Origin of the sequence: Shinella sp. BE166, from assembly GCF_051201095.1 — a bacterium.
In the GTDB taxonomy this organism is placed as follows: domain Bacteria; phylum Pseudomonadota; class Alphaproteobacteria; order Rhizobiales; family Rhizobiaceae; genus Shinella; species Shinella lacus.
On record NZ_JBPEHL010000003.1, the window covers coordinates 589,602 to 610,094 of the forward strand.

22 protein-coding genes and 1 riboswitch are annotated in these 20,493 nt (G+C 64.7%); of the genes, 20 read left to right on the forward strand and 2 right to left on the reverse strand.

Going from position 1 to position 20,493, the window contains the following annotated elements; all coding sequences use genetic code 11:
* Entirely contained in the window at positions 1 to 1,083 is a 1,083-nt protein-coding gene (locus J2Y63_RS10115) for an ABC transporter ATP-binding protein (RefSeq protein WP_435265980.1), read from the reverse strand.
* Between the two features lie 161 nt (positions 1,084 to 1,244).
* Between J2Y63_RS10115 and J2Y63_RS10120 the strand changes: the two genes are divergently transcribed.
* The 6 genes from J2Y63_RS10120 to J2Y63_RS10145 all read left to right on the forward strand — a co-directional run bounded on the left by J2Y63_RS10120 (position 1,245) and on the right by J2Y63_RS10145 (position 7,311).
* A complete protein-coding gene (locus tag J2Y63_RS10120) occupies positions 1,245 to 2,315 on the forward strand; it encodes a polyamine ABC transporter substrate-binding protein (protein ID WP_435265981.1) in 1,071 nt (356 codons plus the stop codon).
* Positions 2,316 to 2,370: 55 nt separating this feature from the next.
* The gene (locus J2Y63_RS10125; RefSeq protein WP_256116882.1) at positions 2,371 to 3,225 is read left to right on the forward strand and encodes a MurR/RpiR family transcriptional regulator; all 855 of its coding nucleotides are present in this window, start codon (positions 2,371 to 2,373) and stop codon (positions 3,223 to 3,225) included.
* A gap of 26 nt (positions 3,226 to 3,251) precedes the next feature.
* Positions 3,252 to 3,482, forward strand: a riboswitch (cobalamin riboswitch).
* 154 nt (positions 3,483 to 3,636) lie between these two features.
* Positions 3,637 to 4,677, forward strand: coding sequence for an ABC transporter substrate-binding protein (locus J2Y63_RS10130; protein ID WP_435265982.1), 1,041 nt, complete (start codon positions 3,637 to 3,639; stop codon positions 4,675 to 4,677).
* A 17-nt stretch (positions 4,678 to 4,694) separates the two neighbouring features.
* Positions 4,695 to 5,702 (forward strand): FecCD family ABC transporter permease, encoded by a 1,008-nt coding sequence (locus J2Y63_RS10135; RefSeq protein ID WP_435265983.1) that lies wholly within the window; start codon positions 4,695 to 4,697, stop codon positions 5,700 to 5,702.
* The gene (locus J2Y63_RS10140) at positions 5,699 to 6,505 is read left to right on the forward strand and encodes an ABC transporter ATP-binding protein (RefSeq protein WP_435265984.1); all 807 of its coding nucleotides are present in this window, start codon (positions 5,699 to 5,701) and stop codon (positions 6,503 to 6,505) included. The genes J2Y63_RS10135 and J2Y63_RS10140 overlap by 4 nt, the downstream gene beginning before the upstream one ends.
* Positions 6,505 to 7,311 (forward strand): class I SAM-dependent methyltransferase, encoded by an 807-nt coding sequence (locus tag J2Y63_RS10145; protein WP_435265985.1) that lies wholly within the window; start codon positions 6,505 to 6,507, stop codon positions 7,309 to 7,311. Before J2Y63_RS10140 ends, J2Y63_RS10145 begins: the two co-directional genes overlap by 1 nt.
* Here the strand turns inward: J2Y63_RS10145 and phnF are convergent.
* On the reverse strand, positions 7,259 to 8,011 hold the full coding sequence (gene phnF / locus J2Y63_RS10150) for a phosphonate metabolism transcriptional regulator PhnF (RefSeq protein WP_435265986.1): 753 nt from the start codon (positions 8,009 to 8,011) through the stop codon (positions 7,259 to 7,261). The genes J2Y63_RS10145 and phnF overlap by 53 nt on opposite strands.
* A 100-nt stretch (positions 8,012 to 8,111) precedes the next feature.
* On the opposite strand from phnF, the gene phnG reads away from it, so the two are divergent.
* From phnG to phnN, 14 genes are all read left to right on the forward strand, one after another.
* Positions 8,112 to 8,597 carry a phosphonate C-P lyase system protein PhnG gene (gene phnG, locus J2Y63_RS10155; RefSeq protein WP_435265987.1) on the forward strand — a complete coding sequence of 162 codons (486 nt, stop codon included), beginning with the start codon at positions 8,112 to 8,114 and terminating at the stop codon, positions 8,595 to 8,597.
* Entirely contained in the window at positions 8,597 to 9,205 is a 609-nt protein-coding gene (gene phnH / locus J2Y63_RS10160) for a phosphonate C-P lyase system protein PhnH (RefSeq protein ID WP_435265988.1), read from the forward strand. Before phnG ends, phnH begins: the two co-directional genes overlap by 1 nt.
* A 3-nt stretch (positions 9,206 to 9,208) precedes the next feature.
* A complete protein-coding gene (locus J2Y63_RS10165) occupies positions 9,209 to 10,309 on the forward strand; it encodes a carbon-phosphorus lyase complex subunit PhnI (protein WP_435265989.1) in 1,101 nt (366 codons plus the stop codon).
* Positions 10,310 to 10,426: 117 nt separating this feature from the next.
* On the forward strand, positions 10,427 to 11,326 hold the full coding sequence (locus J2Y63_RS10170; RefSeq protein ID WP_256116865.1) for an alpha-D-ribose 1-methylphosphonate 5-phosphate C-P-lyase PhnJ: 900 nt from the start codon (positions 10,427 to 10,429) through the stop codon (positions 11,324 to 11,326).
* Entirely contained in the window at positions 11,323 to 12,099 is a 777-nt protein-coding gene (gene phnK / locus J2Y63_RS10175) for a phosphonate C-P lyase system protein PhnK (protein ID WP_256116864.1), read from the forward strand. The genes J2Y63_RS10170 and phnK overlap by 4 nt, the downstream gene beginning before the upstream one ends.
* Positions 12,100 to 12,101: 2 nt before the next feature.
* Positions 12,102 to 12,809, forward strand: coding sequence for a phosphonate C-P lyase system protein PhnL (gene phnL, locus J2Y63_RS10180; RefSeq protein ID WP_435265990.1), 708 nt, complete (start codon positions 12,102 to 12,104; stop codon positions 12,807 to 12,809).
* Complete coding sequence (locus J2Y63_RS10185; RefSeq protein ID WP_435265991.1) at positions 12,806 to 13,420, forward strand: DapH/DapD/GlmU-related protein; 615 nt, start codon at positions 12,806 to 12,808, stop codon at positions 13,418 to 13,420. Before phnL ends, J2Y63_RS10185 begins: the two co-directional genes overlap by 4 nt.
* Before the next feature lie 153 nt (positions 13,421 to 13,573).
* A complete protein-coding gene (gene phnC, locus J2Y63_RS10190; RefSeq protein WP_256116859.1) occupies positions 13,574 to 14,422 on the forward strand; it encodes a phosphonate ABC transporter ATP-binding protein in 849 nt (282 codons plus the stop codon).
* Positions 14,423 to 14,503: 81 nt separating this feature from the next.
* Positions 14,504 to 15,409, forward strand: a complete 906-nt coding sequence (gene phnD / locus J2Y63_RS10195; protein WP_435265992.1) for a phosphonate ABC transporter substrate-binding protein — start codon at positions 14,504 to 14,506, stop codon at positions 15,407 to 15,409.
* A 71-nt stretch (positions 15,410 to 15,480) separates the two neighbouring features.
* Entirely contained in the window at positions 15,481 to 16,443 is a 963-nt protein-coding gene (gene phnE, locus J2Y63_RS10200) for a phosphonate ABC transporter, permease protein PhnE (RefSeq protein ID WP_435265993.1), read from the forward strand.
* Positions 16,444 to 16,452: 9 nt separating this feature from the next.
* Positions 16,453 to 17,955 (forward strand): phosphonate ABC transporter, permease protein PhnE, encoded by a 1,503-nt coding sequence (gene phnE / locus J2Y63_RS10205; protein WP_435265994.1) that lies wholly within the window; start codon positions 16,453 to 16,455, stop codon positions 17,953 to 17,955.
* Between the two features lie 93 nt (positions 17,956 to 18,048).
* The gene (locus tag J2Y63_RS10210; protein ID WP_435265995.1) at positions 18,049 to 18,756 is read left to right on the forward strand and encodes a DUF1045 domain-containing protein; all 708 of its coding nucleotides are present in this window, start codon (positions 18,049 to 18,051) and stop codon (positions 18,754 to 18,756) included.
* 1 nt (position 18,757) lies between these two features.
* Complete coding sequence (locus tag J2Y63_RS10215; RefSeq protein ID WP_435265996.1) at positions 18,758 to 19,891, forward strand: alpha-D-ribose 1-methylphosphonate 5-triphosphate diphosphatase; 1,134 nt, start codon at positions 18,758 to 18,760, stop codon at positions 19,889 to 19,891.
* A complete protein-coding gene (phnN, locus tag J2Y63_RS10220; RefSeq protein ID WP_435265997.1) occupies positions 19,888 to 20,493 on the forward strand; it encodes a phosphonate metabolism protein/1,5-bisphosphokinase (PRPP-forming) PhnN in 606 nt (201 codons plus the stop codon). The genes J2Y63_RS10215 and phnN overlap by 4 nt, the downstream gene beginning before the upstream one ends.

Here is a 20,493-nt window from a genome sequence, read left to right on the forward strand (position 1 = left end):
TCAGGCGGCCTCCGCCGGGATGAGGTGGACCGCGGCCGGATCGTAGGCGAGGCGGGCGCGCCGCGACTGCTCGATCTCGCCGACGAGGTTGCGGCGCGTCGCCGGGATTTCGGCGATCACCCGCCGGCCCGTCGCGGTGCGGCCGAACAATTCGAAGGTGGAGCCGACGAAGACGATCTGTTCGAGATCGACGTCGAGGCTCGGGGCGCTGTCGCCCTGCAGCGCGAGGAAAAACTGTTCGGGGCGGATGAGGGCGGTCGCCGCACCCGTCGATTGCGCCTTGCCATGGGTAATGGAGAGGCCGTCCGTCGTCAGGAGATGTCCGCCAACGGCCTCGCCCTCGAACAGGTTGCTGGCGCCGACGAAGGTGGCGACGAAGCTGTTCTTCGGCTGGTCGTAGATGGCGCGCGGCGTATCGAGCTGCTGGATGCGGCCGCCGGACAGCACCGCCACCCGGTCCGACATGGTCAGCGCCTCCTGCTGGTCGTGCGTGACGAAAATGAAGGAGATGCCGAGTTCGTGCTGGAGCGTCTTCAGCTCGATCTGCATGGCCTGGCGGAGATTCTTGTCGAGGGCGGAGAGCGGCTCGTCGAGCAGCAGCAGTTTCGGACGGGCGATGATGGCGCGGGCGAGCGCCACGCGCTGCTGCTGACCACCGGAAAGCTGGCGCGGTTTGCGGCCTTCCATGCCTTCGAGCCCCACCAAGCGCAGCGCATCGGCGACGCGTTTTGCCCGCTCCACCTTCGCGATGCCTGCGACTTCCAGCGCATAGCCCGTGTTCTCGCCCACCGTCATATGCGGAAACAGCGCATAGTTCTGGAACACCGTATTGACCGGGCGGCGATAGGGCGGGCGGTCCGTCATATCCTCGCCGTCGATCAGGATGCGGCCGGCATCGAGCTCGACGAAACCGCTGATCGCCTGGAGCAGCGTGGTCTTGCCGCAGCCCGACGGGCCGAGCAGCGTCAGGAATTCGTTGCGGCTGACATCGAGGTCGATCGCATCGAGCGCCGTCACGGTCTGGCCTTCGGGCGTGGCAAAGGCCTTCGCCGCCTTCTCCAGGCGGACTATGGAATCTCGCATCGTCGTTCCCCATTATGTTATAAAAATAACGCTTGTGCGATTTAGATATCTGGATACCATTTGCTCATCCAAGTCAACGGCCGAAAGAAGCCGGGACAGGAACAGGCGGCGCAAAGGAAAGCGCCGGGCCACGACGGGCCAACCACCAGAGGAGACTATCGATGATCAAAATTTCCAATGCCGGCGCATCCGGCCTTCGCGCATGGACGCGCCAGACCGCTCTCTCGCTTGCCGCCCTCGTGGCCATGGCGGGCGTTGCAAGTGCCGCCGAACTCAACATCTACAACTGGGGCGAATACATCAATCCGGAGGTTCTGAAGAAGTTCGAGGAGGAGACCCAGATCAAGGTCAACCTCTCGACCTATTCCTCCAACGAGGAAATGCTGGCAAAAATCCAGGGTGGTGCGACGGGTTACGACATCGTCTTCCCGTCCGTGCACATGCACGACATCATGGCCAAGCTGGACCTGCTCGAAAAGACCGACATCAACACCTATGAGGGGTTCAAGAACATCGACCCCGCCTTCCTGCGCGCGAAAAGCGACCCGAAGGGCGAATATTGCCTGCCCTATGCCTGGGGTTCGGTCGGCATCTTCTATAACCGCACGATCCTCGGCAAGGACGTCACCGGTTGGAAGGACCTGATCGAGACCGTCAAGGCCAAGGGCCTGAAATTCACCTTGCTCGACGACATGCGCGAGGTGCTCGCCGTCGGCCTCATGCTGAACGGCCACAAGATCAACTCAACCGATCCGGCCCAATTGCAGCAGGCGGCGGAAACGATCATCGCCATGAAGCCCTATGTCGCGGCCTTCACCTATGACACGCGGCCGATGGTGCAATCCGGCGATGTTGCGGCCGGCCATTTCTTCGTCGGCGCCATGGTCGATGTCTTCGCCGACGAGAAGGATCTCGGCTACGTGATCCCGGAAGAAGGCGGGACCATGTACCAGGAGGACGTCTGCGTGCTGAAGAGCGCGCCGAACAAGGAGAACGCCGTCAAATTCCTCCAGTTCTACACGCGGCCGGAGATCGCGGCGCTCAATGTCTCGCAGCAGACCAATGGCACGGCCAACGTGCCGGCGCGGGAATTGACCCCGGAAAAGATCAAGAATAGCAAGGAGATCAATCCGCCGGCCGAGACCATGGCGCGTCTCCAGATCTTCGAGGATCTTGGCCCGGCGCTCCGCCAGCTCGACCGTGTCTGGACGCGGGTGAAGACGGCGCAGTAATGGCGTGACTATCCCGCCCGTCTTCGGACGGGCGGTCTTTTTGGGGAAGGGCGACGTGTCGAAACGCATTCTGAAGCTCGTTCAGTCCGACGACCTCCGGCGGTCCAAATCCGACAAGCTGATCGCCAACTATATCGAGCGCAACATCGCCGATCTGCCCTTCGAGACGGCGCGCTCCATCGCCCAGCGGCTGGAACTTTCCCCGATGACCGTCGGGCGGTATCTCCGCCGCATGGGTTTTGACGGCCTCGACGAGCTTAAGGGCGAATTGCGCCGCGGCAGCTCCAACCCCGCCTGGCAGGTCAAGGGCCAGGTCGACCGGCTGGAGCAGGACCGCAAGGAAGGAAAACTTCTCGCGGGCCTCATCCAGCAGCAGATCGACAATCTCGGCCAGATCTACGAAATCACCAATGCGCCGGAATGGCAGCAGACGATCGATGCGCTGGTCGGCGCAACGGAGATCTATGTCGCCGCCTACCAGAACGTGCGCGGCATCGCGCAGTATTTCGCGAGCCAGCTTTCCTATACGCGGCCTCGCGTGCAATTCGTCGACGGGCTGAACGGCACCTATTCCGAACTGCTGGACGGCTCCGTCGAGGGGCGCCTGCTCTTCCTGCACGACGTGCGCCGTTTTGCCGCCAAGGCGCGGCCTCTGGCACTGGAAGCACGGCGCGCCGGCGTCAAGGTCGTGCTGCTCACGGACGAGTTTTGCCCCTGGGGGCCGGAGGTCTCGGACATCTGCCTCATCGTGCCGGGTTCGCACGGACCTCTTTGGGATGGCGCGGCCACCATGACCGCCGTCATGGACCTTATGCTCTCCAACATCATCGTCGTGATGGGCGAGGCTGTGAGCGAGCGCGTCGACACGCTGACCCGCCTTCAGGACGTCTTCGGGGATTTCGAGAGCTGAGCGCCTTGACGCTGCCGACTGCCGGGGACTAAGGATGGGATGACGGTTCCCTGAAGGATGACTCCCAGGGGATTAATAGGGAACACGGTACGGACGACCCAACAGGGACCCATTCCGTGGCTGCCCCCGCAACTGTAGGCGGATTGCCGCCTGTCCTCGGACGCGTTTCGCGTCATGCCACTGCGGTTTTCCGCGGGAAGGCAGACAGGCAGCAGATATCCGTGAGCCAGGAGACCTGCCGTCATAGCAACAATCCAAGTCACGGGCGGGGATGCCCGGAACGGAGACGCCATGACGAATCTGCCTGCCGTACCCGGCAGACCTTCCCTCGTTTTCTCCCGCCCGCGATCGATCCGCCCCCTTCGGCGCGTCGGCTGAGGCCGCACGCTTTCATTCACCCGGGAGAAATACATGACCCTGTTTTCTGCGGCCGTGCGGTCCGCATCGCTGCTCTCGCTCGTCGCCGGCTCTACGGCGCTTCTGCTTTCAGCCTATGCCGCCTCGGCTGCCGAGACGCAGTATCCGCTGACGCTGCAGAATTGCGGCCGTCCGGTCACCTTCCAGAAGGCACCGACGCAGACCGTTTCTGTCGGCCAGAGCTCGACCGAAATTCTCTACATGCTGGGTCTTGCCGACCGCGTGGTCGGCACCGCGCTCTGGGTCGGCCCCGTTCTGAAGGGCTATGAAGAGGTCAACGCCAAGATCGACCGTCTTGCGGACAATGACCCGAGCTTCGAGAGCGTGCTCGGCAAGAAGCCGGATATCGTCACGGTCCAGTTCCAATGGCAGATCGGCCCGGAAGGCGTGGTCGCCAAGCCCGAACAGTTCGAGGAGCTCGGCATTCCGGTTTACACATCCCCTTCCGACTGCGTCGGCAAGGAGAACAGCGCAGCAAGCGACGGCGTGCGCCATCAGGTCTTCACGATGGACCTCGTCTATCAGGAAGTGCGCGAACTGGCGCAAATCTACAACGTGCAGGACAAGGGCGAAGAGGTTGTTGCCGAACTGAAGGCGCGCGAGGCGGCCGCCCGCGCCAAGGTCGCGGCTGCGGATGGCAAGTTGTCGGCCGTGTTCTGGTTCTCCAGCGCGGCTGATTCCGATCCGTATGTCGCCGGCAAGAACGGTGCGCCCGGCTACATCATGTCGGCCTTGGGCATCGACAACATCATCAAGACCGATGACGAGTGGCCGATGGTCGGCTGGGAAACGATCGCCAAATCGGGACCGACGATCATCGTGGCCGGCTCGATGGAGCGCCGCCGCTATCCGCTCGACAGCCTCGAGGCAAAGCTCGACTTCCTGAAGACGGACCCGGTGGCAAGCCTGATGCCGGCCGTCAAGAACAACCATGTCTTCGATATGGACGCGCAGGCGATGAACCCCACGATCCGTACGATCGAGGGCATCGAACAGCTTGCCGACGCCATTGAAAAGGCTGGTCTGGCGAAGTGATAGCGGAACGCCCCCTCTTGTTCCGCACGGGCGCCGCATTCGCGGCGCTCGTCCTACTGGTCGTCGCGCTCGGCGTCGGGGCAGCCGTCGGCGAGACGGCGATACCGCTCGATATCGTTGCGAAGACGGTCGCGAACCGCCTCTGGCAGACGGGGCACGCGATCGAGCCGATCGACGAGGGCATCATCTGGAATTACCGGCTGAGCCGGGCGGTGGTTGCCGCCTGCTGCGGCTCGGCGCTGGCACTCTGCGGCGTCATCCTGCAATCGCTGCTGCGCAATGCGCTGGCCGATCCCTATATCCTCGGCATTTCGGCGGGGGCGTCCACCGGCGCGGTCTCCGTCGCTATTCTTGGCATTGGCGCCGGCGCCTTGACGCTGCCGGCCGGCGCATTTCTTGGCGCACTCCTCGCCTTCGGCCTTGTCAGCGCGCTTGCCGTGCGGGCAGGGCGGGGCACCGGCGCGATCATCCTTGCCGGCATCGCCGGCTCGCAGCTCTTCAATGCGCTCACCTCCTTCATCGTCACCAAGGCCGCGAGCGCCGAACAGGCGCGCGGCATCATGTTCTGGCTGCTCGGCAATCTCTCCGGCGTGCGCTGGCCGGATGTCTGGCTCGCGCTGCCGGTGGCGATCCTCGGCCTTCTTGTCTGCCTGTGGCATGCCCGCGCGCTCGACGCCTTCACCTTCGGCACGGAATCGGCCGCCTCGCTCGGCATTCCGGTGCGTCGCGTCTATATCGTGCTGATCGCCATCTCCGCCCTGATGACGGCGACCATGGTCTCCATCGTCGGCTCGATTGGCTTCGTCGGCCTCGTCATTCCGCATGCCGCGCGCATGGTCGTCGGCGTGCGCCACGGCCTGCTGCTGCCGGCTTCCGCGCTCATCGGCGCCATCTTCATGATCGCGGCGGACGTGCTGTCACGCATCATCATTCCCGGCCAGGTCCTGCCCATCGGCGTCATCACGGCGCTGTTCGGCGCACCGGCCTTCGCCCTCATCCTCAGCCAGCGGAGATCGGCGCTATGACGCTCTCGGCAAATGGTCTCTTCTGGTCGGCCGGTGGCACGACCATCCTGTCGGATGTGTCGCTCGTCGTGCGCCCCGGCGAGTTCCTCGGTATCATCGGCCCGAACGGTTCCGGCAAGACCAGCCTGATGGCGCTGATCGCCGGCATCCGCAAGCCGCAGCGCGGCGACGTCCTGCTCGGCGGCAAGCCCTTGCAGGCGCATGGCCGGCGCGAGATCGCCCAGCGCATCGCCTTCGTCGAGCAGCAGGCGGAGACGACGGAGCGCATCACCGCCCGCCAGGCAGTCGAGCTCGGCCGCACGCCGCATCTCGGCGCGCTGACGCCGTGGTCGAAGGCCGACGACGCGATCGTCGATCGTGCGCTTGAGGAGGTCGACATGGCGCATTTCGCCGGGCGGCTCTGGCACACGCTCTCCGGTGGCGAGCGGCAGCGGCTGCACGTTGCCCGCGCGCTCGCGCAGCAATCGCCGATCCTGCTGCTCGACGAGCCGACCAACCATCTCGACATCGGCCACCAGATCGGCCTGCTCCAGCTCGTACGCGAACAGGACCTCACCGTGGTCGCGGCCCTGCACGACCTCAACCACGCCGCCATGTTTTGCGACCGCATCGCCGTCATGCAGGGCGGCCGCATCGTGGCGCTCGGCACGCCCGCCAAGGTGCTGGAGCCGCAGCGCCTGCACGACGTCTTCGGCGTGACTGTCGACGTCGAGCGCGACGGCGCCGGTGGCTGCTTCATCCGCTATCGCCGGCCTGATCCGCGGCCGCCGCGCCTGAAACTTGTGGCAGGCGAGGGGAACTGATGCACGGAGCGCTCCCCAACATCCACCTCAAGGAAGACATTCGCGACTACTGGTCGCGACGCTCGGAAACCTTCGACCTTGCCTTCGGCCACCGCATTCCTGAAGGCCCGGAATTCGACGCCTGGGCGGCGGCGATCCGCGAACAGCTCGGCCCTGAGCCGCGCCGCGTGCTGGAGCTTGCCTGCGGCACGGGGGAGGTGACGCGCCTGCTGCTGTCACTCGGCCACGAGGTGACGGCGCTCGATTTCTCCGAGGCAATGCTGGATGTGGCACGCCGCAAACACGCTGGCGCGAAGGGGCTGCGGTTCCTGCTTGCCGATGCGGAAAACCCGATGGAGCCGGACGAGAGCTATGACGCGATCGTCTGCCGGCACCTTGTCTGGACGCTGACGACGCCGCAACGGGCCTTTGCCGAATGGCACCGCATGCTGAAGCCCGGCGGTACGCTGCTGTTCTTCGACGGCGACTGGGCGGCGCCCACCCGGCTCGGCCGGCTGGCAAGCCGCGCCATCGCGGTCATCGACAGGTTTGCCGGCGCCGATCCCCACTATGACGGCGCGATGAGCGACCGGCATGCCAGCATCATGGAACGGCTTCCGTTTGGAGACGGCCTCAGCGTCGAGCGCGTGCTGCCGCTGCTGGAAGTGGCGGGTTTTCGCGACATGACGATCGGCTCGCATGCCCCGATCGCGGCCGCGCAACGCCGCACCGCGGACCTGCGCAACAAGCTGCGCACGCTGCTTTACCGCCGCTTCATCCTCTGCTGCCGGAAACAACCTCGGGCTCCGGCTCCACCGTCAGCTTGACGCGATCGGCGGCAAAACGCGTGCGGGAAAACTGGATGGGCGTGCCGTCGAGGTCCGTATTGGTGGCCACCGCCACGAGGATGATGGCGCCGGGCGACAGTTTTAGCTGCCGCATATCGTCGCCCTCGGCATGGATGGCCGATATTTCGGTGGAGCGGCGCACATAGTCGGGAAGGCCTAGTTCGCGGAAGGACGCGGTGATCGACCGGGTCTTCTCATAGGCCTCCGCCATGCCGGCAAAGCGATCGGCCGGGAAATAGCTCGTCGAGCGCGAGATCGGTCGCTTGTCCGCGCTGCTGACGATTTCCAGCCGCACGCAGCTTGAACCCGCCGCCAGCCCCAGCGCTTCCGTAACGATGGCCGGTGCCGCTTCCGTTGCGGCATCCAGCAGCTTTCCTTCGAGATCACGCGCCTGGTTGCCGAGGCCCTGCGAAAACCGCGTGCGCCGCGAAATTGGGAAACGCAGGCGGTCGCGCCGCTCGATGCGGGTGCCGATGCCCTGGATCGGCCGCACGATCCCTTCTTCCGTAAGCGCCGCCATGGCACTGCGCACCGTATGCCGGTTCACGCCGAAGCGGCCGGCCAGCACCACTTCCGGCGGCATCATGCCTGTTTCGTCAAAATCGCCATTGTTGATCGCCAGCCGCATGCGATCCGCGATCTGGCGCCAAAGCGCCACGCCCGATTGTCGTTCCACCATTTTCGCCCCCGCGAATACCCTCTGTCACACCCTTGTCATTCCCGCCCAATAAGACAAGACTTAGATGTTCGGTTGTCTAGATTAATAGACATTTGGAGAGATGACAATGACATCAACACAGAAATATGCCGAGAGCGCCGCGAAAGGTGCCGCCGGCGAGCGGCAGAGGGCGATGGGCCTGCTGGCGAAGGCGAGCCGCGTGGAGTTGCAAGACGCCTGGGACGCGATCGGCGACAAGCCGGCCTTGCAGCCCGTGCGCGGGCCGGAAACCGGCCTCGTGATGGTGCGCGGCCGCATCGGCGGCGGCGGCGCGCCGTTCAATCTCGGCGAGGCGACGGTCACCCGCGCCAGCATCCGGCTGGAAGACGGCACGGTCGGCCACGGCCAGTCGCTCGGCACGGATCCGGTCAAGGCGCGGCTTGCCGCGACTTTCGATGCGCTCTTCCAGCAGACGGCCCGCAAGGCGGATGTCGAGACGCTGCTTGATGCCATCGCGGCCCGCATTGCCGATGAGGACGCCGAAAAGGCGCGCCAGACGGCCGCCACCCGCGTCGATTTCTTCACCATGGTTCGGGGAGAGGACTGATGTCACTCGATACGCTCGCCTTTGCCGGCGGTTTTGCGCAGCCGGTGTTCGAGGCGCAGGCCGTCTTCCGCACGCTGATGGACTGCATGGCCCGCCCGGGCACGATCGGCCATATTGCCGCGACCGTCACGCCGCCGACCCCGCTTAACGCCGCCGCCGGCGCCGTCGCGCTAACCCTCTGCGATCACGACACCACCGTCTGGCTGACGCCGAAGCTCGGCGCCTCGGCGCTGCCCGGCTGGCTCGCCTTCAATGCCGGCGCGACGCTGACGGACGAGCGCCAGAACGCCCGCTTCGCCTTCGTGGAAAAGGGCGCCATGCTGCCCAATCTCTGCCTCTTCGCGCAGGGCACGCAGGAATATCCGGATCGCTCCACGACGCTCGTCGTCGAGATCGAAACTTTCGAAGGTGGCCGTCCGCTGGTGCTGACCGGCCCAGGCATTCGCACGGAAGAAGAGATCGCACCGCTCGGCCTGCCGGACATGTTCCCGCATTTCTGGTCGGAGAACCGGCAGAATTTCCCGCGCGGCGTGGACCTGATCCTCGTTGCCGGCGACCGGATCCTCTGCCTGCCCCGCACTACCGTTCTTCGCGTGAAGGAGGCCTGAGCCATGTATGTTGCCGTCAAGGGTGGCGAAGCCGCCATCTCCAACGCCCACCGCCTTCTCGCCGACCGCCGCCGCGGTGACCGTTCACTGCCCGCGATCGGCATCGAACAGATCGTCGCCCAGCTCGGCCTCGCCGTCGACCGCGTGATGGCGGAAGCCTCGCTCTACGACCGGGCGCTTGCGGCCCTTGCCGTCCGGCAGGCCCGCGGCGACATGATCGAGGCGATCTTCATCCTGCGCGCCTACCGCACCACGCTGCCGCGCTTCGGTTATTCGAAGCCGGTCGAGACGGGCGTGATGCTCGTCGAACGCCGTGTCTCGGCGACCTACAAGGACCTGCCGGGCGGCCAGCTTCTCGGGCCTACCTTCGACTATACGCACCGCCTGCTCGACCCGTCGCTGCTCGGCGACGAACCGGTCGATGCGGCCCTCGAACGCGACGAGCCCGGCGAACCGGTGATGCGCGTTTCCGACATTCTCGCCGGCGAAGGCCTCGTCGAGGACGACGGCAACCTGCCGGAGGGCCATGTCGCGGGGGATCTCACGCGCGAGCCGCTGGAATTCCCGATGGCGCGGGACTTGCGCTTGCAGGCGCTTGCCCGCGGCGACGAGGGTTTTCTGCTGGCGCTCGGCTATTCGACGCAGCGTGGTTATGCCCGCACCCATCCCTTCGTGGGGGAAGTGCGCATCGGCGAGGTCGAGGTGGAGCTGGACATGCCGGAGCTCGGTTTTTCCGTCTCGCTCGGCCGCATCCAGGTCACCGAATGCCAGATGGTCAACCAGTTCAAGGGCTCGGCAAAGAACCCGCCGCAATTCACCCGTGGCTACGGCCTCGTTTTCGGCCAGAGCGAGCGCAAGGCCATGGCCATGTCGCTGGTCGATCGCGCTCTTCGCGCCGAAGAGTTCGGCGAGGACATCGTGGCGCCGGCGCAGGATGAGGAATTCGTCATTTCCCATTCGGACAACGTGCAGGCGACCGGTTTTGTCGAGCACCTGAAGCTGCCGCATTACGTGGATTTCCAGGCGGAACTCGATCTCGTGCGCCGCATGCGGCGGGAATACGAGGAGAGGGCCGACGCCGTCATGAGGGATGCCGCCGAATGAGCTCAGTCCTTCTCACGCCGTCGCGAAAAGACGCCGACGGCAACCAGTATCGCGATCATGATCACGATGAAGGTGGTCAGTTCCATGTCCTCCTCCTTTCCCAGCAGGAAACGACCCATGACTCCTGATGTTCCGACGAGCGCCGGGCTCGCGACCTATAACTTCGCCTATCTCGACGAACAGACGAAACGCATGATCCGTCGTGCGATCCTCAAAGCGATCGCCATTCCCGGCTATCAGGTGCCCTTCGCCAGCCGCGAAATGCCCATGCCCTATGGCTGGGGCACCGGCGGCGTGCAGGTTACGGCGGCGATCCTTGGACCAAAGGATGTACTGAAAGTCATCGACCAGGGCGCCGACGACACGACCAACGCCGTCTCCATCCGCGCCTTCTTCCAGAAAGTGGCGAATGTCGCGGTGACGACCAAGACCCGCGAGGCGACAATCATCCAGACGCGCCACCGCATTCCGGAGGAGAAGCTGACGGCCGGCCAGACGCTGGTCTACCAGGTGCCTATCCCGGAACCGCTTCGCTTCCTAGAGCCGCGCGAGACCGAGACGCGCAAGATGCATGCGCTGGAAGAATACGGCCTGATGCATGTAAAACTCTACGAAGACATCGCCAAGAACGGCCATATCGCCACGACCTATGCCTATCCGGTGAAGGTCGAGGGGCGTTACGTGATGGACCCGTCGCCGACGCCGAAATTCGACAATCCGAAGATGCACCGCTCGGAAGCGCTCCAGCTGTTCGGCGCAGGTCGTGAAAAACGCATCTACGCCGTGCCGCCCTATACCGAAGTCGTCAGCCTCGATTTCGAGGATCATCCCTTCGAGATCCAGACCTTCGACAAGCCTTGCGCGCTGTGCGGCGCCGAGAATGTCTATCTCGACGAAGTTGTGCTCGACGACAAGGGCGGGCGGATGTTCGTCTGCTCCGACACCGACCATTGCGAGGAACGTTGCGCCAATGGCCACCGCGGCCATCTCGCCTATAACAAGGAGGCCGCCGAATGACTGACGCCCCTCTGCTCAAAGTCCGCGACATTTCAAAGTTCTACGGTGCGCGCATCGGCTGCAAGAATGTCTCCTTCGACCTCTGGCCCGGCGAAGTGCTGGCGGTGGTCGGTGAATCCGGCTCCGGCAAGACGACGCTGCTCAATTGCCTTGCGACCCGCCTGATGCCGAGCTCCGGCGCCGTCGAATACCGCATGCGCGATGGGGAAATGCGCGAACTCTCCCGCATGAGCGAGGCGGAGCGCCGCTTCCTGATGCGGACCGACTGGGGCTTCGTGCACCAAAACCCGGCCGATGGCCTTCGCATGGCCGTGTCGGCCGGCGCCAATGTCGGCGAGCGGCTGATGGCGGTCGGCGAACGGCACTATGGCAATATCCGCGAGACGGCGGGCAACTGGCTTGGCCGCGTCGAGATCAGCGTCGACCGCATCGACGACCAGCCGCGCGCCTTTTCCGGCGGCATGCGCCAGCGCCTGCAGATCGCCCGCAACCTCGTCACCTCGCCGCGCCTGATCTTCATGGACGAACCCACCGGCGGCCTCGACGTCTCGGTGCAGGCACGCCTGCTCGACCTGCTGCGCGGCCTCGTACAGGACCTCGGCCTCTCAGCGATCATCGTCACGCATGACCTCGCCGTGGCGCGCCTGCTTTCGCACCGCATGATGGTGATGAAGGACGGCGTCGTCATCGAGCAGGGACTGACCGACCGCGTGCTCGACGATCCGCGCGAAGCCTATACCCAGCTCCTCGTCTCCTCGATCCTTCAGGTGTAACCATGCCCACACCCCTTGTTGTCTCCGAAGTGGCGAAGAGCTTTACCATGCATCTTCGCGACGGCATCCGCCTGCCGGTGATGTCGAATGTCGCCTTCTCGGTGAAGGCAGGCGAATGCGTCGTGCTGGGCGGTCCGTCCGGTATCGGCAAGAGCTCGCTCTTGAAGATGGTCTACGGCAACTACGCCGTCGACAGCGGCCAGATCCTGATCGAGCACGGCGGACGCCTGCTCGATCTTGCGACCGCCGATCCGCGCACGATCCTGTCGGTGCGCCGCGCCACACTCGGTTATGTCAGCCAGTTCCTGCGCACCGTGCCGCGTGTCGCCGCCGTCGATGTCGTCGCCGAGCCGCTGCTTGGCCGTGGCACTGCTGCGGCGGAAGCGATGGAGATCGCGGAAGCGATGCTTGCCCGCCTCAACCTGCCGCGCGAACTCTGGCAGCTTCCGCCCGCCACCTTCTCCGGCGGCGAGCAGCAGCGCGTCAACATCGCGCGCGGCTTCATCACCGATCACCGCATCCTGCTGCTCGACGAGCCGACCGCCTCGCTCGACGCAAAGAACCGCGCCGTCGTCGTCAGCATGATCGAGGAGAAGAAGGCGGCCGGCGTGGCGCTGCTCGGCATCTTCCATGACGAGGACGTGCGCGAAAAAGTCGCCGACCGCATCGTGGATGTCTCCGCCTTTTCACCGCGAAAGGCCGCCGCATGACCAAGCTTTCCGAAACGCCGCTGATCCATCCGACGGCGAAGGTCTCGGAGACGACGCTCGGCCGCTACACCGAGATCGCCGAGCGCTGCCGCATCAGCGAGGCCGAGATCGGCGACTATTCCTACATCATGGAGGATGGCTCGGTCTGGTGCGCGACGATCGGCAAATTCGCCAACATCGCCTCGTCGGTCCGCATCAATGCCACGAACCACCCGATGTGGCGCGCGACGTTGCACCACTTCACCTATCGGGCCAACGATTACTGGACCGATGCCGAGCCCGAACCGGACTTCTTCGCCTGGCGGCGCGAGCACCGCGTCACCATCGGCCACGACGTCTGGATCGGCCACGGATCGACGATTTTGCCCGGTGTCACAATCGGCAACGGCGCTGTCATAGGATCGGGCGCGGTTGTCACAAAGGACGTCGAACCCTACACGATCGTCGGCGGCGTGGCGGCGAAAGTCATCCGCGAACGTTTCCCCCGAAACATCGCCGAGCGCATGGAAAAACTCGCCTGGTGGGACTGGGATCATGCCCGGTTGCGCACCGCTTTGGACGATTTTCGCAAACTTGACGCAGAAGCCTTTCTTGCCCGTCACGACGGGTAAGAGGGGCGCGCGAGAAGCCGGAACTTCAGCCCTGTGGACTGTAATCTTTCCGACATGAAACTGACATTGCCGCTTCATCAACAGCGTTTACAGCCAGTCCCGAAAACGACACTGCCCGACTTTGGGCTCAGCCTGAAAAAAGAGGGATCCGCCATGTTCCGACTGAAGAATGTCACCCGCCGTTTTGGCGAGCGCGTTGCGGTCGACGATGTGACCTTCGACATCCCGCAGGGCCAGATGGTCGGCGTCATCGGCCGCTCGGGCGCCGGCAAGTCCACCATGCTGCGCATGATCAACCGTCTGGCCGATCCGAGCGAAGGCTCGATCCATTTCAATGATATCGAGGTCTCGTCGCTGCGCGGCTCCGGCCTGCGTAACTGGCAGCGCGACTGCGCGATGATCTTCCAGCAGTTCAACCTGGTGCCGCGCCTCGACGTGCTGACCAACGTGCTGCTCGGCCGCCTGAACCACCGCTCGACCACGCTCAGCATCCTCAACCTGTTCACCCGGGAAGAGCGCATCATGGCGATTGCGGCGCTCGAACGCCTCGGCATCGAGCAGACGGCGCTTCAGCCGGCCGGCACGCTTTCCGGCGGCCAGCAGCAGCGCGTGGCGATTGCGCGTGCGCTGATGCAGAACCCGAAGATGCTGCTCGCCGACGAGCCGATCGCCTCGCTCGACCCGCTGAACGCCAAGATCGTCATGGACGCGCTGCGCGACATCAACGAGCGCGAGGGCATCACGGTCATCACCAATCTGCACACGCTGGATACGGCGCGCGCCTATTGCGAGCGCATCATCGGCATGGCGCATGGCCGCGTCGTCTTCGACGGTTCGGCGCGCGAGCTCGACAGCGAAGCGGTGCGCACGATTTACGGCACGGGCGCCGATGGCGCGGAAATCGACGAGAGCATGACCTCCACGGCGATCCGCAACCCCGCCAAACAGGACAACATCAAGGAATCCGCCAGCCCGACACCGCTGGCACTGGCCGGGCTTTAAGCTCCCCCGCCAGGATCGAAGGACCCGCGTGAAGGGTCATAAACTTCCAGCCGGCAAAGCCGGTCAAACAGGAGAGAGACCATGCTGAAGAAAGTTCTTCTCGGCGCCGTCGCGCTCATCGCGCTCGCCGGCCACGTACAGGCTGAAGACCTCAAAGAATTCCGCGTCGGCATCATCGGCGGCGAAAACGAAGCCGACCGCCTGCGCAACTACCAGTGCCTCGGCGATCACCTGAAGGCCGACCTCGGCTTCGAGAAGGTCTCGTTCTTCCCGGCTGCCGACTATGACGGCGTCATCCAGGGCCTGCTCGGCGGCACGCTCGACTACGCCGAACTCGGCGCTTCCGGCTATGCCAAGATCTACCTCGCCGACCCGAAGGCTGTCGAGCCGATCCTGACGACCGTCCAGACCGACGGCTCGACCGGCTACCACTCGATCATGGTCGCCCGCAAGGATTCCGGCATCACCAAGCTCGAAGACCTGAAGGGCAAGAAGCTCGGCTTCGCCGACCCGGACTCCACCTCCGGCTACCTGATCCCGCTCGTCACCCTGCCGGAAGCCATCGGCGGCCCGGTCAAGGAATATTTCGCTGAAACCGGCTTCGGCGGCGGTCACGAAAACCTCGTCCTCGAAGTGCTGAAGGGCACCTTCGATGCCGGCACGACCTTCGGCTCGGGCGTTGGCGAGTTCAAGGACGGCTACACCTCCGGCAACCTCTACAAGATGGTCGAGAAGGGCATTCTCGACATGAACGATCTCGTCGAAATCTGGAAGTCGCCGCTGATCCCGAACGGCCCGATCGTCGTTCGCAGCGCGATGGCTGACGAGACCAAGGCGAAGTTCAAGCAGTTCATGCTCGACCTGCCGAAGAAGGACGCAGCCTGCTTCTCCGCCGTCATGGGCGGTGACTTCACCTCGTTCACGGAAGTCAACGTCGACTTCTACAAGCCGATCATCGACGCCCGCAAGGCAACGATCGGCGGCTGATCGCCATACGGACATCGGCGCCGGCCGCACCCCGGCCGGCGCCTCTGTTTTTGAACAAGCCGGGATAGACCATGGCCACGAACACGCTCCACGACGGCTTCAGCGAGAAGGGCGCTCTGATCGAGCGACACTGGCAGGAGCTGAACGCGCGCCGCCGCCTCTATACCTGGCTGGGCCTCGCCATCCTCGCGGTGGCACTCTCCGGCTCGCTGTGGTTCGCCAACGAGACGAATGCCGGCAAGTTCTTCGACCGGTTGCCCTATCTCTTCGACTTCGTCGGCGACATGGTTCCACGCGATGGCTTTGAGGTCTTCCGCGCGCTGTTCGACCTGCCGTCGCCCTATGACGACGGCAGCTTCAAGTACAATTATCCGGAAGGCCGGCTCTACATCACAGAGAGCCTCTATGTGCCGGAATATTTCCACAAGATGCTGGAAACGCTGAATATCGCGCTGTTCTCCACCATCATCGGCATGGTCTTCGGCTTCCTGCTCTGTTTCCTCGCTGCCAAGAACCTCGTCGCCAACCGCCTGCTGCGCGGTTTCGTGCGCCGCTTCATGGAAATCCTGCGTGCCTTCCCGGAAGTCGTGCTCGCCGGCTTCTTCCTCGCCATCCTGTCGCTCGGGCCGCTTCCCGCCGTCATCGCCGTGTCGATCCACACGGTTGGTGCCCTCGGGAAACTGTTCTTCGAGGTCGTCGAGAATGCCGACATGAAGGCGGAGGAGGGGCTTCGCGCCGTGGGTGCGAGCTGGGTGGAGCGCGTCTGGTTCGGCATAGTGCCGCAGGTGCTGCCGAACTTCGTGAGCTACTTCCTGCTGCGCCTGGAGATCAACGTGCGCGCCTCGACCATCATCGGCGCCGTCGGCGGCGGTGGCATCGGCGAGCTGCTGCGCCTGTCGATCGGCCAGAACCACCAGGCGAAGACGCTGGCCATCGTGCTGCTTCTCCTCGTCACCATCATCGCCGTCGACCAGTTTTCCGCCTGGCTGCGCCGCAAGCTGGTCGGCGATCATGCCTTCCGGCTGGCTCAATAGGAGTGCGCCATGACGACCCTCAATTCCGCACAGATGGATGAGATCGCGGCACGCCACCCGGCCGTCTTCCACCGCTCGTTCTGGCAGCGTTTCCGTATCGCCATCATCACCGGCGGCTTCGTGCTCTACGCTCTCTATTGCTGGTGGTTCTTCGCGATCGGTCATGTGCTCGGCACCGCGAACTGGAACATTGCCGGCACCTATCTCGCCGACTGGGTTTCCTACGAGGTGCGCCCGGAAGTGGCGATCGATCCCGATGGCGCGATGAAGCTCACCTATCCGCGTTTCTCGCCGCTCGGGCCAAATGCCAAGCCCAATTGGGTCGAAATCGAACTTGGCACGATGACCCGCACCACGCCGGCTGCCGGTGCCACGACCACGACGGAAAAGAAGCCCGCCTCGATGGGCTTCATGGGCGAGGGCGCCGTCATCGGCGGCGCGGCTGCCGCGGCCGAAGGCCTTGCAATGGCGACGACGCGCGAGGAAGAGGTCGTCAAGCGCGCCAAGATCACCCTCAATTCCACGACGAGCGTCGAGGTCGTGCCCGAGCGCGTGACCGTCCAGCATGCCGGCGAGACGCTGGTGGTGGACGTGGACGGTTCCGAGGTGAAGCCCGAGGGCGCATTGCCGGGCTGGGCGACGCAGAAGACGCCCGGCCAGAAGATCACATTGGCCTTCGGCTTTGCCGGCTGGGGCGAGATCGAGGCGGACGATGTCTCGATCCGCAAACGCTTCCTCGGCTGGGCGAACTTCCTGTTCGACACCAACTCGCCCTTCCACGGCAAGTCGACATCGGAGGTGGTGTCGCTGATCACATCCGGTGAGCGCATCGATCCGAAGCAATCGAACCTGTCGCTTGCCTGGGACAACATCCTCTACAATTCCGAATGGCAGCATCTCGACGTCTGGACCAAGCTGCTCCAGACCATCGTCATGGCCTTCGTCGGCACTCTGTTCGCCATGCTGCTGGCCTTCCCGCTGGCGTTCCTTGCGGCGCGCAACATTACGCGCAGCTGGTTCTCCAACCAGATCACCAAGCGCCTGTTCGACTTCCTTCGCTCGGTCGACATGCTGATCTGGGCGCTGTTTTTCACCCGCGCCTTCGGTCCCGGGCCGCTTGCCGGCATGTCGGCGATCTTCTTCACCGACACCGGCACGCTCGGCAAACTCTATTCCGAAGCGCTGGAAAACATCGATGACAAGCAGCGTGAGGGCGTGAAGTCGGTGGGGGCGGCCCCCGTCGCCGTGCAGCGCTTCGGCGTGCTGCCGCAGGTCATGCCGCTCTTCGCCTCGCAGGCGCTTTATTTCTGGGAATCGAACACCCGATCCGCCACGATCATCGGCGCGGTCGGCGCCGGCGGCATCGGCCTGAAGCTCTGGGAGGCGATGCGCACGAATTCCGACTGGGAGAACGTCGCCTACATGGTACTGCTGATCCTCATGGTGGTTTTCGTCTTCGACGGCATATCGAATGCGCTGCGTTCCCGCCTGATGGGCAAGCCCTCGCATTGATCGGGGTGGCGGCATGATGCTGCCACACGAATCCCTACAAGATCCGATGCCGCCGATCCGGCGGCATGACTTGAATTTTATAGGAATGAGCCCTTGCGTTACGCCCTCTATTTCACCCCGCCTGCAAGCGATCCGCTGACGCTTTCCGCCCAGCGCTGGCTGGGGCGCAATGCGTTCACGGGTGCAGCCCTGGAGCAGCCGACCGTGGGCGGGTTCGACGCGGCGACGCTTTCGGGCCTCACGGCAGACCCGCGCCGCTATGGTTTCCACGCCACGATGAAGGCGCCCTTTGCGCTTTCCGAAGGCCGCAGTGAGGCCGAGCTCGTGGCTGAAATCGGCCGCTTCGTCTGCGAGACGGAACCGTTCGACATTCCGGAGCTCGTCGTCGGCCGGCTTGGCTCGTTCTTCGCGCTCGTGCCGGGCGACCAGTGCGACGAATTGCAAAGCTTTGCCGGAGAGGTCGTGCGCCGTTTTGAGCGTTTTCGCGCACCGCTGACCTCGGCGGATATTTCCCGCCGCAAGCCCGATGAACTCACCGCCGCCGAGCGCCAGAACCTCGTGCAGTGGGGATATCCCTATGTGTTCGACGAGTTCCGCTTCCACATGACGCTGACGGGGCGCGTTCCGGCGGAGCGCCGCGATGCCGTCGAAGGCGTGCTTCTCGATCAGTTCGCCGATTTCCACGGCCGCCCGTTGACGATCGCCGGCCTGGCGCTCTTCCGGGAGCCGTCGCGCGGCGCCGATTTCACCGTCCATTCGCTCTTCCCGCTCGCAGCCGCAGCCAATAGAAAGACCGCCTGACATGACCCGCGAAACCGTTCTCTCCAATGCCCGTATCGTGCTTGAGGACAAGATCCTCGACGGCACGCTGGTGTTGCGCGATGGCCTGATCGCCGACATCTCCGAAGGCTCCTCCAATGAGGGCGAGGACATGGAAGGTGACTTCCTCATCCCCGGCCTCGTCGAACTGCACACCGACCATCTGGAAGCCCACTATTCGCCGCGCCCCGGCGTGCGCTGGGGCCTGACGGCCGCCATCCAGTCACACGACGCCCAGGTCGTGACCTCCGGCATCACCACCGTCTTCGATTGCCTGCGCATGGGCTCGGACGAGGACGGCGGCTTCGAGAAGGGCGAGATGCGCGCCATGGCCAACGCCATCGCGGAGGCGCAGAACGAGGACCGCCTGCGGGCGGAACACCTAATCCACCTGCGCTGCGAAGTCTCGACCGACAACGTGCTGGAACACTACGAGGAATTCGAGGACGATCCGCTCGTTCGCCTCGTCTCGCTGATGGACCACGCGCCGGGCCAGCGCCAGTTCCAGACGCTGGAGCAATATATCCTCTACTACAAGAAGAAGCGCGGCCTCACCGACGACGAGTTCGACGCCTTCTGCAAGCGCCAGCAGGATCTCTCCGCCCGCTATGCCAAGCCGCATCGCGATGCGATCGCCGCCTCCTGCGCCGCCCGCAACATCTCGGTCGCAAGCCATGACGATGCGACGCTGGAGCATGTCGAGGAGGCGATCGGCTACGGCATCCGCCTTGCCGAGTTCCCGACCAGCGTCGAAGCCGCGAAGGCCTCGCATGGCGCGGGCATGAGCGTGCTGATGGGCGCGCCGAACATCGTGCGCGGCAAGTCGCATTCGGGCAACATCGCCGCCCGTGACCTCGCAAACATGGGCGTGCTCGACGTGCTGTCTTCCGACTACGTGCCCTTCAGCCTGATGCACGCGCCCTTCATCCTTGCCGATGAGGGCATGGACCTGCCGAAGGCCATCAACATGGTCTCGACGACGCCCGCACGCACCGTCGGGCTCGATGATCGCGGCGCCATCGCCAAGGGCCTGCGTGCCGATCTGGTGCGCGTGCGCCGCCCTTCCGGCGTTCCGGTCGTGCGCTCCGTCTGGCGCCAGGGCAGGCGCGTGGCATGAGCCTCGACGCCGAAGCCGCCGTCCGCCAGCCGTTAGCCGTCGCCGCCGGCACGATGGTCGTCGTCGTCGGTCCGAGCGGTGCCGGCAAGGACAGCGTGATGTCCTATGCCGCGCGGCATTTCGCCGAGGAAGCCCGCGTGCGCTTCGTTCGCCGCGTCATCACCCGCCCGGCCGATGCCGGCGGGGAGGCGCATGAGGCGATCGATGCGGAAGGGTTTCGAACACGCGCCGCCGAGGGCGGGTTCGCCGTGTCCTGGGAGGCGCATGGCCTGTCCTACGGCATCCTGCGCGAAACGCTGGACGCGCTCGCGGCCGGTGTCACGCTCGTCGCCAATGGCAGCCGTTCGGCCTTGCCCGCCTTCGCCGATGCCTACTCGCGGCTGAAGGTCGTGGTGATCACGGCGCGGCCTGACATTCTCGCCGCCCGCCTCGCCGCGCGTGGTCGGGAAAGTGCGGAGGGCATCGCCAAGCGTCTCGACCGTGCCGTGCCGGAAATCGTGGTCGCTGCCGATACCGTCGTCATCGACAATAGCGGCGCGCTGGAAGAGGCGGGCGAGGCCTTCGTCTCGCTGCTCGTCTCCGCACTCGCGCGCGAAGACTGA